Source organism: Microbacterium sp. SW12 (assembly GCF_055391095.1).
The window spans coordinates 1,568,819-1,584,019 of record NZ_AP024335.1 but is presented as its reverse complement, the minus strand read 5'-3'; the positions used below and the strand labels follow the sequence as shown (position 1 = coordinate 1,584,019).

Genomic DNA, 15,201 nt, shown 5'->3' with positions numbered 1-15,201 from the left:
AGGGTGTGCAGGACTCGACGTGTGCTGAGGTCACTCAGCGCTGAGACGGTGCGTCTCGTCGTGCCAGCTCGTCGCAACCTCGCGCAGCTTCTCTTCGTAGCGGCGTCCGTGGTGGGCGCAGAAGAGCAGCTCGCTGCCGTTCACTTCGGCGGCGATGTAGGCCTGAGCGCCGCACGAGTCGCAGCGGTCGGCGGCGGTAAGACGGCTCTCGATGACGTCGATCTCTGCGGGGGAAAGGGTAGCCATGGTCATGCCTCCTCGGTGCGTCACTCCTGGCGGTGTCATGACATACAACCACGGGGATGTTTCGGGTATGCCGCTATTGGGTCACATTTCGCTGAGCGCGTACCGCAGCCCCCAGTGCCGCGTGGCTCCCCGTCGATCCTGTCGACGCCGCGTAATCTGAACGATTGTGACCGCCGAGTACTCCGCCCATCATCTGCAGGTGCTCGAGGGCCTGGAGGCTGTGCGCAAGCGCCCCGGAATGTACATCGGATCGACGGATTCCCGCGGTCTGATGCACTGCCTGTGGGAGATCATCGACAACTCGGTCGATGAGGCGCTGGCCGGCCACGGCTCGACGATCGAGATCGTGCTGTACGCCGACGGGAGCGTCGAAGTGCGAGATCGAGCCCGCGGCATCCCCGTCGACATCGAGCCTCGCACGGGACTGTCCGGCGTCGAGGTCGTGTTCACGAAGCTGCACGCCGGCGGAAAGTTCGGGTCCGGTTCGTACAGTGCGTCGGGCGGTCTGCACGGCGTCGGGGCGTCAGTCGTCAATGCCCTGTCGGAGCGTCTGGATGTCGAGGTAGACCGCGGCGGCAAGACCTGGGCGATGTCGTTCCACCGGGGTGAACCGGGCGAGTTCGCGGGCCCCACGCCGGACTCCGCCTTCACACCGTTCGAGAAGAGCTCGACCCTTCGCGTGGTCGGCAGGGCTCCGAAGGGCGTCACCGGAACACGCATCCGCTACTGGGCCGATCGGCAGATTTTCACGCGCGACGCATCGTTCTCGCTCGAAGACCTACAGCAGCGGGCCAGGCAGACGGCCTTCCTCGTACCGGGCCTGTCGATCACGATCACCGATGAACGTGACCCCGAGGCGCCGCTCACGACGGAGTACCGCTTCGACGGTGGGATTTCGGAGTTCGCGGAGTTCCTCGCTCCGGACGCCGCGGTCACCGACACCTGGCGGCTGCAGGGCACGGGTACCTTTACCGAGACCGTGCCGGTACTGCAGGCATCCGGGGCCATGGTGCCGACGGAGCTGGAGAGGACGTGTGAGGTCGACGTCGCGGTGCGGTGGGGGACCGGCTACGAGACCACGATGCGCTCGTTCGTGAACATCATCGCTACCCCGAAGGGCGGCACGCACCAGCAGGGGTTCGAGGCCGGCCTCATGAAGGTGATCCGCACGCAGGTCGAGCAGAATGCACGTCGGCTGAAGGTCGGCAACGACAAGCTCGATAAAGACGACATCTTGGCAGGCCTCACTGTCGTGCTCACGGTGAGACTCCCCGAGCCGCAGTTCGAGGGACAGACGAAGGAGGTTCTGGGCACCCCTGCCGTCCGCCAGATCGTCTCGACCGTGGTTGCCCGGGAACTTGCTGCGCGATTCTCCTCGTCCAAACGTGACGACAAGGCGCAGACCTCGCTGCTGCTCGACAAGGTCGTCGCTGAGATGAAGGCGCGCATCTCCGCGCGCGCGCACAAGGAAACCCAGCGACGCAAGAATGCGCTGGAGTCGTCGTCCCTTCCCGCGAAGCTTGTCGACTGTCGCTCGAACGACGTTGCCGATTCCGAGCTTTTCATCGTCGAGGGTGACTCGGCGCTCGGTACCGCCAAGCTCGCGCGCAACAGCGAGTATCAGGCGCTGCTCCCGATCCGCGGAAAGATCCTCAACGTTCAGAAAGCGTCGATCAGCGACATGCTCTCGAACGCGGAGTGCGCGTCGATCATCCAGGTCATCGGTGCCGGTTCAGGTAGGTCGTTCGACATCAGCACCGCGCGCTACGGCAAGGTGATCCTGATGAGCGACGCCGATGTTGACGGCGCCCACATTCGTACGCTGCTGCTCACCCTCTTCTTCCGTTACATGCGACCACTGATCGAGGAAGGACGGGTGTTCGCCGCCGTTCCGCCGCTTCACCGCGTCGTCGTGAAGCATCCGGGGTCCAAACCCAACGAGACGCTCTACACGTACAGCGAGGCGGAGCTTCATGCCCTGCTGAACCGCCTCACGAAGGCCGGCCGTACGTGGCAGGAGCCCATCCAGCGCTACAAGGGTCTTGGTGAGATGGATGCCGAGCAGCTCGCGACCACGACGATGGATCGCGCGGGTCGCACTCTGCGTCGGGTTCGCGTCCAGGATGCGGAGGCTGTGGCATCCGTTTTCGAACTGCTCATGGGTAATGACGTCGCACCGCGACGCGAGTTCCTGATCGAGTCGTCCGACCGGCTCGCCCGCGAACGCATCGACGCCTGAGCGGTTCCCGGCAACAGCGCCGGCGTCGGGCTCAGCGGACGACAGTGCCGATCGCGGCGACGCCGGCTTCGAGCGAGACCCCGGACGCGTCGCGCTTGGCGCCGGCGGGGGGCAGGGTTCGTGCTGCACCGTCTTGCGCCACTGCGCGCGGGTCGGAACCTGCCCAGGCCAGAACCAGGCGATCCTCGCCCTTGAGCAGTCGGTGCGCGCGCACACCGCCGGTGGCGCGACCCTTCGGTGGGAATTCGCTCAGCGGCGATACCTTGCCCGAACTCACGTCTGCACCAGCAAGTGCACCTGCACTTCCCGCCGCCGTCACCACGACCGCCTCGGCAGCTTCCATGGCCGGGATCACGGCGAAGCCGATGACGGCAGCGCCCGAGCCGAGACGGATACCGGCCATACCGCCGGCTGCGCGCCCCTGAGCCCGCACCGCGCTCGCGTCGAAACGCAGCAGCTGCGCATCGTCGGTGACGAAGAGAAGTTCGGCATCGTCGGGAGCCAGCGCTCCGCCCACGACAGCGTCGTGGGGCTTCAGGGAGATGATCTCGATCTCGTCGCGGGCGGCGATTTCGCTCGGGAGGACGCGCTTGACGACACCCTGGGCGGTACCCAGCGCAAGGGGGATCGTCCCATCGAGCGGAACGATCGCGACAACGTGTTCACCGCCCGAGAGCCCGAGGTACTGGTCTGCGCGGGTTCCCGCCGCCAGTTGCACCGAGTTGCCGGGGACGGACGGGAGGTCGACCGGCGTAAAGCGCACGAGGCGTCCGCGGGTCGTCAGGGCCCCGAGGTGCCCGCGAGTGGTCGCGTCGGCGGCGCTGCGGATCGCATCATGCTTCGACCGCCGTGTGGGCGACACGATCCCGCCGCCCGTCGCCTCCGGATCGAGGTCAGCCCGAACCATTCGGCCTGTCGCCGAGAGGAACACACGGCAGGGAGTGTCGGCGATCTGCAGATCGACGGGTTTCTTCGACGACGACCGTGACGCAACGGGGCCGCCGTTGAGCAGCAGCGTGCGGCGGGGCGTGCCGAACGCCTCAGCCGCGGCATCTAGTTCGGTGGCGACCTGCGCGCGGATCAGTTTGTCGCTCGCAAGCAGCGCCTCCAGCTCGGCGATCTCGGCCTTCAACGCGTCGCGCTCCTGCTCGAGCTCGATGCGCGAGAAGCGGGTAAGCCTGCGCAGACGAAGCTCAAGGATGTACTCGGCTTGCGGCTGGGAGAGGTCGAAGACCTCCATGAGTCGTGAGCGGGCCTGCTCGCCGTCATCCGAGGTGCGGATCACCTGGATGACTTCGTCGATGTCCACGATCGCGATCAGGAGGCCCTCGACCAGGTGCAGCCGCTCGCGCCGCTTTCCCAGGCGATGACGGCTGCGCCGCGTCACGACCTCGATGCGGTGCCTGACGTAGACCTCGAGCATTTCCTTGAGGCCGAGCGTCTGCGGCTGCCCCTCGACGAGCGCCACGTTGTTGATGCCGAAGGAGTCCTCAAGTGGCGTCAGTCGGTACAGCTGTTCCAGCACGGCATTCGGGTCGAACCCGGTCTTGATGCCGATGACCAGCTGCAGTCCGCGGTGGCGGTCGGTGAGATCGGTGACATCGGCGATGCCCTGCAGCTTCTTGGACGTGACGGCATCCTTGATCTTCTCGATCACCCGCTCGGGGCCGACGAGGTAGGGAAGCTCGGTCACCACCAGGCCGGTTCGTCGCGGCCCCAACGACTCGATCGACACCTTCGCGCGGGTCCTGACCGAGCCTCGGCCCTTCGCGTAGGCATCCTTCACTCCGTCGAGGCCGACGACGATGCCTCCCGACGGGAAGTCCGGTCCGGGAACGAACTCCATGAGCTCTTCCACGGTGGCCTCGGGGTTTTCGAGCAGATGGATCGCGGCTGCTACGACCTCGATGAGGTTGTGCGGCGCCATGTTCGTTGCCATGCCCACCGCGATGCCCGACGCGCCATTGACGAGCAGGTTCGGGAAGGCTGCGGGCAGCACCGCGGGCTGCTGGAACTGCCCGTCGTAGTTCGGGATGAAGTCGACGACGTCTTCATCCAAGTTCTCGGTGAGCGCAAGCGCCGGGGCCGCCAGTCGCGCCTCGGTGTATCGGGGAGCCGCGGGACCGTCATCGAGCGACCCGAAGTTTCCGTGCCCGTCCACGAGGGGCACGCGCAGCGAGAAGGGCTGCGCGAGGCGCACCAGGGCGTCGTAGATCGCCGCATCGCCATGGGGGTGGAGCTTTCCCATCACCTCGCCGACGACGCGCGAGCTCTTGACGTGCCCGCGATCGGGCCGCAATCCCATGTCTGCCATCTGGAAGAGGATGCGCCGCTGCACAGGCTTGAGCCCGTCGCGTGCATCGGGAAGTGCGCGGGAGTAGATCACCGAGTAGGCGTACTCGAGGAACGAGCCCTGCATTTCAGCTGCGACGTCGACATCCTCGATCCGCTCGGCGACCTCAGCGGGCTGGGGGGGACGGGATGACGGCATGACAAAACCTCGAACGCTGGGACGGACGCACCTCGGCCTCCGGGAAGAGGGGCCGTGGGAGACTGGCGTGGATGCCGATCACACTACCTGCGCACTCGCCGAGAACCCGGAGCCTCACCGACGTCGTGCCGGAGATGTTCCGTTCGCTGCGCGGGGAGAGCATCTGGCTGCGACCCGCCCAGAGCACCGTCCTCGTCATGCTCGACGGAGTGGGCGCTGCACAACTGCGGGCACGCGCCGGCCACGCGAGGTTTCTGGCGAGCATCAGCGGCATCCGCGACGTCGCCCGTACGACCTTTCCCTCGACCACAGCCAGCGCGCTCACGGGCCTGCTCACGGCGACGGATCCCGGACAGAACGGGATGCTCGGGTACCGGGTTCGTGTCCCCAAGACCGGCCGCGTTGCGAACCTGCTCCATGGCTGGGAAGACGGCGACCTGCCCGACGATTGGCAGCAAGAGCAGCCGCTCACTCGTGCGCAGGCCCGGCACGCGCCGGTCTTCGTGGTCTCGAAGCCGGAGTTTGCCACGACGGGCTTCACCCGCGCGACCACCGACGGAGCCCAGTTCGTCGGGGTCACCGACCTGGACGAGCGGATCGCCCGTGCGGGTGCACTCGCGGCGCAGCATCCGGGCAGTTTCACCTACCTCTACGTTCCCGAGCTCGACGGCATCGGCCACCGCGCCGGCTGGGAGTCCGGGGCGTGGACGGAGGGCCTCGAACGCGTGGATGCCTCCCTTCGCGACCTCGTGCGTGCAGCGCCGCAGGCCGGCGTGCTCATCACCGCCGATCACGGAATGATCGATGTCCCAGCGGGCCGTCACGTGCTCCTGGACGACGGCGATCCACGGCTCGAGGGCGTCGCCGATATAGCGGGCGAACCGCGGATGCTGCATCTGTATACGGAGCCTCAAGCGGCTGACGCGGTGGCGGGCGTGTGGCGAGCCGCCGATGCCGACCGCGCCTGGGTGATGACCCGTGACGAAGCCATTGCCGCCGGGGTGTTCGGGAGCGTGCGCCCGACCGTCGCTGATCGGATCGGTGATGTCCTTGTCGCCGCACGAGCCCGGGTCGCCTACTACGACAACCGTCTCGACGACCGGTCACCGCAGCGCATGGTGGGGCAGCACGGATCGCTCACGCTCGAGGAGTCAGTCGTCCCCCTGCTACGAGCTGGCGCATACGCAGTTTGACGGCGTTGGGCCCGGGGTCGGGCTACTCGTCAGAGCGAGCGCCGAAAACGATCTCGTCCCACGTCGGTAGGGACGAGCGACCGCGCCTGCGGGATGACGACAGCTGTGTGGCTTCCAGATCCGCCGGCTCCTCGTCGGCCGCCGCTGCAGGGGGAGTGGTGGTCTCGTCGTATCCGGGCTCGAGCGCATCGAACAGCGCAACCGGCGAACGTTCTGCCTCATCGGTCGAAGGCTCCGGAGCGGATTCGCGCTGGCCGCGACGACGGCGCAGCGCTTCGAGCAGATCCGCTGTCTCCGGAGAGGTCGTCACGACAGGGTCGGCGGCGCGCTTGGTCGCCGCCTCACGGACCGCGGCGCTTGCGCGTTCCGGGGTGCGCTCAGCGGGGCGCTCGGCCTCGCGTGCCTGATCATCGTCTCGCCGAGGGCCGAACGCGCCGGAGTCGAACCGTGAGTCATCCTTCGACGGCGACGGATCAAGGGCACGCAGCCGCGGGATGAGACCGTCGGGGAGTGCTCCTTGCCTCGACAGCTGCGTTGCATCGGTGTTCAACGGCGACAGCGTCGTACGTCGCGGGTCAAAGCCCCAGCGCGCATCGCGGTCGACATCACCGGTGCGGAACTCGAGCTTGATCACCCAGCCCGTCGCATCCTTCCAGCTCGTCCACCGCTCCGCGGTGGCACCCGCTTCAGCGAGCTTCGCGCGCACCGCCGCACCGAACGTGGACTCGCCGTCGGGTTCCAGCTCTGCAGAAACGAGCACCGGGACTGCCAGCGCCTGGCTGAGGACGTGCTCTCGTTCGGCCAGCACGGGACCTTCGTACCGGCGCACATCCTCGACACGAGCCCCGAGAAGCTCCGCGACCTCTTCTGCGCTGAGGCCGGCGCGGATCTGCGTCTGGATGTCTCGAGGGCTCGGGCGAGCAGCAGATGCGTCGGACTCGCGTGCCCGGCGGGCCCGGCGGACCTCGAATGCCAGTGCATCATCGAGGGCGAGCGTGAACCTGTCGCCCGACTCTGTTGCGAGGATCAGCTGATCGTCTTCCGTCGCGATGACTTTGAGCTGTTCCATCCCACGCTCCTCCCGTGCCTCTTCGGCGTGTCGGCCCCATGCTGGCACACCGTTCGGCTGCGTCAGGGAATATCCATCGCGCGCCGCCCGTTTCGTCCACGTCGGCACACGGAGTGAGCATTTGCTAAATCCCGATCTGTCGTGCAAACTATCGCCGCCCATAGCGGCCCCGCAGCACCGCACCACAGCATCACGCAACGGAAGTAGAGAATGGCCACCGACTACGACGCACCCCGCAAGAGCGACGACGACAGCGAGTCCATCGAGGCGCTCAAGGAGCGGGTCCCCGACAAGATGTCGGGTTCGGTCGACGTCGACGACTCCGACAACCCGTCTGGCTTCGAGCTGCCGGGGGCCGACCTCTCCGACCTCGAGCTTGACGTGGTGGTGCTCCCGCCGCAGCAGGACGAATTCACCTGCGCCAGCTGCTTCCTGGTGAAGCACCGCTCGCAGGTGGACCACGAGGAAGCAGTTGGCATCATCTGCAAGGAGTGCGCAGCCTGATCAGCGGGCAAACCGCCTAGCGCGACGCCTGCGCGCGCCGAATCGCCGCAGCGAGCCTGTCCGGTGTCCGACTCGAGATGACCCAGGCCCGTGCCGGGTCGTCCGAGTCGACGACAGGGACGACCACGAGCCCGTCGATCCCGCCGCGAATGACGTGCCATGCCGTCGCATCCAGTCCCGGGCCGCGCGCGAAGCGCGCATCCTCACCAGTGAGGGCGACGGGTTCGCCGAGGTAGCTGGCCTCGATCCAGGCGCGGCCGGCGAAGACGCGTCCCTCGCTGACGCGAACGACCGGGCTGACCCAGACCAGCAGCGCAATTGCGGCGACCCCGATCACGGCACCGACAGCCAGTGCGACGGTGGTGTCGATCGGCACCAGGACCAGCGCCGCCATCGGCGCCACCACCGCAGCAGACACGACCACCCACAGCGACGGACCCAGCCGTTCGCGGTAGTCGGCTGAGGTCTGGACTCTCGTCGTCGCCATCGTGTTCTGCATTACCCTCGTTGCGTGACCCCATCCGTGGACATCCCCATTATCGCCGCCCACCCGCCGACATACAGCCACCCGGGCGACGCCGGCGCGGATCTGGTCGCCGCTGAGGCCGTGCGCCTCGAGCCGGGGGAGCGCGCCCTCGTGGGAACCGGTGTTCGCATCGCACTCCCGGATGGATACGCGGCCTTCGTCGTTCCCCGAAGCGGGCTTGCCGCCAAGCACGGCATCACGGTTGTGAACTCGCCGGGCACGGTGGACGCCGGATACCGCGGCGAGATCAAGGTGTGCCTTCTGAACACCGACGCCCGCGAGTCCTACGAGATCGCGGTGGGGGACCGTATCGCGCAGATGATCATCATGCCGGTGACCATCGCGCGTTTCCTGCCCGTCGAGGAGTTGCCCGACAGCGTCCGCGGCGACGGCGGATTCGGATCGACCGGCTACGTCGGGGGTAGCGTTGACGGCATGGGACGGAGCGCAGCACGATGACGGAGCAGATCGACGACGGTTCACCCGACGCCTCGACTGACGGACCCGAGAAGGACGCCAAGTCCGCTCCCGCGGACCGGGAGCAGTCGGGCCCGTTCGATGAGGCCGAAGCGCGGGCCGTGCGTCCGTACATCGACCTCGGCGCGATCAAGATCCTGCCGCGTGAGGGCCTGAATCTGCGCCTCGAGGTGGAGGAGCAGACCAAGCGCATCGTCGCTGTCGGCCTTGACTACGCTGGTTCTACTCTGCAGGTCCAGGCTTTTGCAGCGCCTCGATCGACCGGTCTGTGGAACGAGACCCGAGACCAGATTCGCGCGCAGATCCGCCAACAGGGCGGTCGCGTCGAAGAGCGCCAGGGCCCGCTCGGGCCAGAGCTCCTCGCGGAAGTGCCGGTTGTGGCCGGAACCGATCCGTCGGCAGGTAAGCGCATCGCGCGCTTCATCGGTGTGGACGGACCCCGGTGGTTCCTGCGTGGCGTCGTCGGCGGCGCCGCGGCCACCGATGTGGAGGCTGCAGCACAGATCGAGGATCTGTTCCGCTCGATCGTCGTGGTGCGCGGGACCACCCCGATGCCCCCCGAGACCTGATCCCGCTTCGAATGCCCGCAACGCCGGGTACCGCGTGAGCACTCCACGCTCGGGCGCCGATGACTCGGCGCACCCCGAAGAGTCAGGGCCTTCCCCGGCAGGCGGAGAGCAGCCGCGGGTCTCGGATGCCGTGAGCGCCGCTCTCGGTGAGGCTGCTCGGCGCGCGGGGCTCGACCCCGCTCAGGACGTCACGACTGGGCGTGCAGTCTGGGCTGCGATCGGCGGCTGGCGCGGCATCCTCGAATCGGTCCTCCCAAGCCTTGCCTTCCTCGTGCTTTATACGCTCACGAGCGAACTTGTGCTGTCGCTCGCAGTGTCGGTGGGGCTCGCACTGGTTTTCACCGTCGCGCGTCTCATTGCGCGCTCGTCGCTGAACGCCGCGCTGGGGGGCTTGATCGCCGCAGCCGCTGCAGCAGCGCTTGCCCTCTGGACGGGAAGGGCGGAGGACAACTTCGTCCTCGGTTTCGTCACGAACGCCGTCTACGGATCGGCATTTCTGGTGTCAGCGGTAGTGGGATGGTCGCTGATCGGGCTCGCCGTGGGATTCCTCATGGGCGAGGGAACGGCCTGGCGCCGCGATCCGCGCAAGCGCCGGGTCTTCTTCTGGTTGTCGATCGCATGGGCCGCGCTCTTCGCTGCGCGCCTGATCGTCCAGCTCCCGCTCTACTTCGCGGGAGACGTGACGGCGCTCGGGACGACCAAGCTGCTGATGGGCATCCCGCTATTCGCGCCCCTCATCGCCGTGACCTGGCTGGTGGTTCGGGCTCTGTATCCGCGCCGCGCCGAGTGATACCATTTATCTTGACGTCAAGATACTTTTCGGCTTCAGACCCAGTAAGGCTCGCCTTGCTGGCAGGGTCCGAAGCTGACGAACAAGATGGGGAGCGACCGGCTTCCCGCCTCCGCCGACGAAGGAGCACACATGTCCACCGTTGACAGCTTCGGTGCCAAGAGCACACTGACAGTCGGGGAGACCGACTACGAAATCTTCCGGATCGACTCCGTCGCCGGCTACGAGAAGCTTCCCTTCAGCTTGAAGGTGTTGCTGGAGAACCTGCTTCGCACCGAGGACGGTGCGAACGTCACCAAGGAGCAGATCCAGGCGCTCGGTTCGTGGAACCCTGACGCCGAGCCCGACACCGAGATCCAGTTCACCCCGGCACGCGTCGTGATGCAGGACTTCACCGGTGTTCCCTGCATCGTCGATCTCGCGACGATGCGCGAGGCCGTGACCGACCTCGGTGGGGATCCCGCCAAGATCAACCCGCTTTCGCCCGCCGAGATGGTGATCGACCACTCGGTGATCGCTGACCTCTTCGGAACGCCCAACGCACTCGAGCGCAATGTCGAGATCGAGTACGAGCGCAACGGCGAGCGTTACCAGTTCCTGCGGTGGGGCCAGACCGCCTTCGACGACTTCAAGGTCGTTCCCCCCGGCACCGGCATCGTGCACCAGGTGAACATCGAGCACCTCGCGAAGGTCGTGTACGACCGTGAGGTCGGCGGTGTGCTCCGCGCCTACCCCGACACGTGCGTCGGTACCGACTCGCACACCACCATGGTCAACGGTCTCGGCGTGCTCGGTTGGGGAGTGGGCGGCATCGAGGCCGAGGCCGCCATGCTCGGTCAGCCGGTCTCCATGCTCATCCCGCGAGTCGTGGGCTTCAAGCTCACCGGCTCGATCCCGGCGGGCGTGACCGCCACGGATGTCGTGCTCACGATCACCGACATGCTCCGCAAGCACGGCGTGGTCGGCAAGTTCGTCGAGTTCTATGGCGAAGGTGTGGCATCCGTTCCCCTGGCCAACCGCGCGACCATCGGCAATATGAGCCCCGAGTTCGGTTCGACCGCTGCCATGTTCCCGATCGACGACGTCACGCTCGACTACCTGCGGCTCACGGGCCGCGACGAGCAGACTGTTGCGCTGGTCGAGGCATACGCGAAGCTGCAGGCGATGTGGCACGATCCGGCCCGCGAACTCGTCTTCAGCGAGTACATGGAACTCGATCTCGGCACGGTCGTGCCCTCGATCGCCGGTCCGAAGCGCCCGCAGGATCGCATTCTGCTTTCTGAGGCGAAGGAGCAGTTCGAGAAGGACATTCTCAACTACGCCGCGCCCACGTCATCGGATTCGATCGTCGACCTCGAGTCGCAGGGCTCGTTCCCGGCATCCGATCCCGGTGGGGAGCCCGGTGACGAGGACGGTCACGTGCACGACGTGCTCATCTCGTCGGGAGGTCCGGCTGCGGCATCCAAGCCCGTCAAGGTGACGACCCCCGAGGGTCAGAGCTATCTGCTCGACAACGGCGCGGTCACGCTCGCGGCGATCACCTCCTGCACGAACACCTCGAACCCGTCGGTCATGCTTGCGGCAGGTCTGCTGGCGAAGAAGGCCGTCGACAAGGGCCTCAAGCGCAAGCCGTGGGTCAAGACGACCCTGGGCCCGGGCTCGAAGGTTGTCACCGACTACTACGAGTCATCGGGCCTCGACAAGGCGCTGGAGGGTCTCGGCTTCTACACGGTCGGCTACGGCTGCACGATCTGCATCGGCAACTCCGGTCCGCTCATCGACGAGGTGTCGGCAGCGATCAATGACCACGACCTTGCAGTGACCGCGGTGCTCTCGGGCAACCGCAACTTCGAGGGTCGGATCAGCCCGGATGTCAAGATGAACTATCTGGCATCGCCGCCTCTCGTGGTGGCCTACGCCCTGGCCGGCTCGATGAACTTCGACTTCGAGACCGACCCGCTCGGCCAGGACCAGGATGGGAACGACGTGTTCCTCAAGGACATCTGGCCCTCGACCGACGAGGTCCAGGAGGTCATCGACTCGTCGATCTCGCGTGAGCAGTTCATCAAGCAGTACGCGACAGTGTTCGACGGTGACGAGCGGTGGCGCAGTCTTCCCACCCCGGATGCCGCGCAGTTCGAATGGGACCCGAACTCCACCTACGTTCGCAAGGCCCCGTACTTCGACGGCATGACGATGGAGCTCACCCCCGTAAGCGACATTCGCGGAGCACGCGTGATGGCTACCCTCGGTGACTCGGTGACGACCGACCACATCAGCCCCGCCGGAAACATCAAGGCGGGAACCCCCGCCGCCCAGTATCTGGCAGAGCACGGCGTCGCGCAGAAGGACTTCAACTCCTACGGCTCGCGCCGCGGAAACCACGAAGTCATGATCCGCGGCACGTTCGCCAACATCCGGCTGAAGAACGAACTTGTCGCTGCCGTCAACGACGGTCAGGTCGTCGAGGGCGGATACACGCGCGACTTCACGCAGGAGGGCGGCCCGCAGTCCTACATCTACGACGCGAGCATGAACTACCAGGAGCGCGGTATTCCGCTGGTGGTCTTCGGCGGCAAGGAGTACGGCTCCGGTTCATCGCGCGACTGGGCTGCCAAGGGAACGAACCTGCTGGGCGTGAAGGCCGTCATCACCGAGAGCTTCGAGCGTATCCACCGCTCGAACCTCATCGGGATGGGTGTCGTGCCGCTGCAGTTCCCCGCCGGGGAGAGCTGGAAGTCTCTCGGCCTGGACGGCACCGAGGTCATCAGCATCACCGGCCTCGAGCAGCTCAACGAAGGCGTGACACCCAAGACGGTGCGGGTGACCGCCGAGCCGAGCGAGTTCTCGCCGGAGGGCAAGCAGACCATCGAGTTCGACGCGATCGTTCGCATCGACACCCCGGGAGAGGCTGACTACTACCGTAACGGCGGCATCCTCCAGTACGTGCTGCGCTCGCTCGTCTGAGGTTCATCACGGCGCTGTCGACGTTCATCGCTGGGCGGGATCGAAACACGAGTGTGCTCGATCCCGCCCAGCGGTGCCTCGATAGACTTGCCAGATCGCATCCCAGCTGGGATGCGACCCGACGGGAGGAGTGAGATGGCTCTGCTGCCCACGATCCGCTCACCACGGGATCTGGACGCGCTCACGACGGATCAGCTGGGCGAACTCGCAGAAGAGGTGCGCGCGTTTCTCGTCGAGAACGTCGCCCGTACGGGAGGCCACCTCGGGCCGAACCTCGGAGTGGTTGAGCTGACCATCGCGCTCCATCGGGTGTTCTCGTCACCCGATGACCCGATCATCTTCGACACCGGGCACCAGTCGTATGTCCACAAACTCCTCACGGGGCGTCAGGATTTCTCACAGCTGCGCAGCCGTGATGGGCTCGCCGGCTACCCTCAGCGCTCGGAAAGTGAACACGACGTCGTCGAGTCGTCGCACGCCTCCAGCTCCCTGAGCTGGGCTGACGGAATTTCGCGGGCTTTCGCGCGAACAGGTCGTCGAGATCGGCACGTGGTGGCCGTTGTCGGTGATGGCTCGCTGACGGGCGGCATGACCTGGGAAGCGCTCAACAACATCTCGGACGACAACGATCGCAATCTGGTCATCGTCGTCAACGACAACGGACGCTCGTACGCACCGACGATCGGCGGCATGGCGCGCTATCTGAATCGTGTACGTACGGCATCCAGCTACGAGACGCTGCGTAAACGATCCGACCGGATATCCAGCCGACTCGGGCCTGCAGCTCGCGCCTTCTACCGGGGGGTGCGCGGCGGAACGCGGGGATTCCTTTCCCGATTCACCAATAACGAGGCGTTGTACTCCAACCTCGATATCAAGTACCTCGGCCCGATCGACGGCCACGACCTGCCGATGCTGCTCGAAACACTCGAGCTCGCGAAGGAGCACGGGGCGCCTGTCATCGTGCACGCGATCACCGAGAAGGGTCGCGGTTACGAACCAGCCCTTCGCGACGTCGCGGACCAGTTCCATGCTGTGGGCAAGATCGACCCCGTTTCGGGTGAGCCGGTCGGTGGGTCGGGCGCATCGGCCTGGACCGATGTCTTCGCCCAGGAGCTCGTGGAGGTGGGAACCGAGCGCGAAGACGTGATCGCCATCACCGCTGCGATGCTGCGCCCCACCGGTCTGCAACCGTTCGCAGAGCGCTTCCCGCAGCGGGTCTACGACGTCGGCATCGCTGAACAGCACGCCGTTGCGTCAGCCGCGGGTCTCGCCTTCGGGGGCCTGCATCCGGTCGTGGCGATCTACGCCACCTTCATGAACCGTGCGTTCGACCAGGTCATGATGGATGTCGCTCTGCACCGCGCGGGCGTCACCTTCGTTCTCGATCGCGCCGGTGTCACCGGGCCCGACGGTCCGAGCCACCACGGCGTGTGGGACCTTGCCATGCTCCAACTCGTCCCGAACATCCGGATCGCTGCCCCGCGGGACGCGGAGCGCCTGCGCGAAGAGTTCCGCGAGGCTGTCGCGGTGTCTGATGCACCCACGGTCGTGCGCTTCCCGAAGGGGTCAGTGCTTCCCGACCTTCCCGCCGTAGAACGTCTCGAGGATGGCGTCGATATCCTTACAAGGGGAGGCGCGGAGGACGTTCTGCTGGTGGGCATCGGCCCCATGGCGCACATTGCTATGGACGTCGCCAGCCGCCTGCGCGCCCAAGGGATCGGCGCGACGGTCATCGACCCGCGCTGGGTGATCCCCGTACAGCGTTCTGTCATCGACCTCGCCGCCGCGCACCGGCTCGTGATCACGATCGAAGACGGCATCCGTGTCGGCGGGATCGGGACGCGCGTGCGCCAGGTCCTGCGCGAGGCGGGCGTCGATACCGCCGTTGATGAGCTCGGCCTTCCGGATGAGTTCATCGCCCATGCAAGCCGCGAGCAGATCCTCGAGGATGCCGGGCTCGTCGCCAGCAAGATCGCTCAGGATGTGGTCGCTCAAGTTCTCGGCACCAGAATTCCGATCGCGCGCCGCGCTGAAAACAGCTCCGATTTCGTCGCCGAGTTCGCCCGGCGCCGCGACTGACGCAACAACGGCAAACGAGGAGGGGCCCGGCTGATCCAGCCGGGCCCC

11 protein-coding genes and 1 pseudogene are annotated in these 15,201 nt (G+C 66.4%); 8 read left to right on the top strand and 4 right to left on the bottom strand.

The features are described from left to right. Nucleotides 1-30: 30 nt before the first annotated feature. Complete coding sequence (locus MICSW_RS07970) at nucleotides 31-246, bottom strand: DUF7455 domain-containing protein (protein ID WP_374198029.1); 216 nt, start codon at nucleotides 244-246, stop codon at nucleotides 31-33. A 166-nt stretch (nucleotides 247-412) separates the two neighbouring features. On the opposite strand from MICSW_RS07970, the gene MICSW_RS07965 reads away from it, so the two are divergent. Then, a complete protein-coding gene (locus MICSW_RS07965; protein ID WP_374198028.1) occupies nucleotides 413-2,485 on the top strand; it encodes a DNA gyrase/topoisomerase IV subunit B in 2,073 nt (690 codons plus the stop codon). 31 nt (nucleotides 2,486-2,516) lie between these two features. On the opposite strand, the gene MICSW_RS07960 is transcribed toward MICSW_RS07965, so the two are convergent. Next, entirely contained in the window at nucleotides 2,517-4,976 is a 2,460-nt protein-coding gene (locus MICSW_RS07960) for a DNA gyrase/topoisomerase IV subunit A (RefSeq protein WP_375236765.1), read from the bottom strand. 71 nt (nucleotides 4,977-5,047) lie between these two features. Between MICSW_RS07960 and MICSW_RS07955 the strand changes: the two genes are divergently transcribed. After that, a complete protein-coding gene (locus MICSW_RS07955; RefSeq protein WP_464495057.1) occupies nucleotides 5,048-6,169 on the top strand; it encodes an alkaline phosphatase family protein in 1,122 nt (373 codons plus the stop codon). A 22-nt stretch (nucleotides 6,170-6,191) separates the two neighbouring features. On the opposite strand, the gene sepH is transcribed toward MICSW_RS07955, so the two are convergent. Beyond that, nucleotides 6,192-7,238, bottom strand: a complete 1,047-nt coding sequence (sepH, locus tag MICSW_RS07950; protein ID WP_464495056.1) for a septation protein SepH — start codon at nucleotides 7,236-7,238, stop codon at nucleotides 6,192-6,194. Between the two features lie 210 nt (nucleotides 7,239-7,448). Between sepH and MICSW_RS07945 the strand changes: the two genes are divergently transcribed. Then, nucleotides 7,449-7,742, top strand: a complete 294-nt coding sequence (locus MICSW_RS07945) for a DUF4193 domain-containing protein (protein ID WP_228178831.1) — start codon at nucleotides 7,449-7,451, stop codon at nucleotides 7,740-7,742. Between the two features lie 16 nt (nucleotides 7,743-7,758). Here MICSW_RS07945 and MICSW_RS07940 read toward each other — a convergent pair whose 3' ends face one another. Next, complete coding sequence (locus tag MICSW_RS07940) at nucleotides 7,759-8,229, bottom strand: DUF3093 family protein (RefSeq protein ID WP_292728995.1); 471 nt, start codon at nucleotides 8,227-8,229, stop codon at nucleotides 7,759-7,761. A gap of 24 nt (nucleotides 8,230-8,253) precedes the next feature. Here MICSW_RS07940 and dut point away from each other — a divergent pair, with 24 nt between their 5' ends. From dut to dxs, 5 genes and pseudogenes are all read left to right on the top strand, one after another. Beyond that, complete coding sequence (dut, locus tag MICSW_RS07935) at nucleotides 8,254-8,727, top strand: dUTP diphosphatase (protein WP_292728992.1); 474 nt, start codon at nucleotides 8,254-8,256, stop codon at nucleotides 8,725-8,727. Beyond that, nucleotides 8,724-9,352: pseudogene (locus MICSW_RS07930) on the top strand (DUF3710 domain-containing protein). The gene dut and the pseudogene MICSW_RS07930 overlap by 4 nt, the downstream one beginning before the upstream one ends. Then, complete coding sequence (locus tag MICSW_RS07925; RefSeq protein ID WP_414683138.1) at nucleotides 9,349-10,104, top strand: DUF3159 domain-containing protein; 756 nt, start codon at nucleotides 9,349-9,351, stop codon at nucleotides 10,102-10,104. Before MICSW_RS07930 ends, MICSW_RS07925 begins: the two are co-directional and overlap by 4 nt. Nucleotides 10,105-10,236: 132 nt before the next feature. Next, nucleotides 10,237-13,071, top strand: a complete 2,835-nt coding sequence (locus MICSW_RS07920) for an aconitate hydratase (RefSeq protein ID WP_464495050.1) — start codon at nucleotides 10,237-10,239, stop codon at nucleotides 13,069-13,071. 135 nt (nucleotides 13,072-13,206) lie between these two features. Beyond that, nucleotides 13,207-15,153: a 1-deoxy-D-xylulose-5-phosphate synthase gene (gene dxs, locus MICSW_RS07915; protein ID WP_292733643.1), complete on the top strand. Its 1,947-nt coding sequence runs from the start codon at nucleotides 13,207-13,209 to the stop codon at nucleotides 15,151-15,153. The last annotated feature ends 48 nt before the right edge of the window (nucleotides 15,154-15,201 follow it).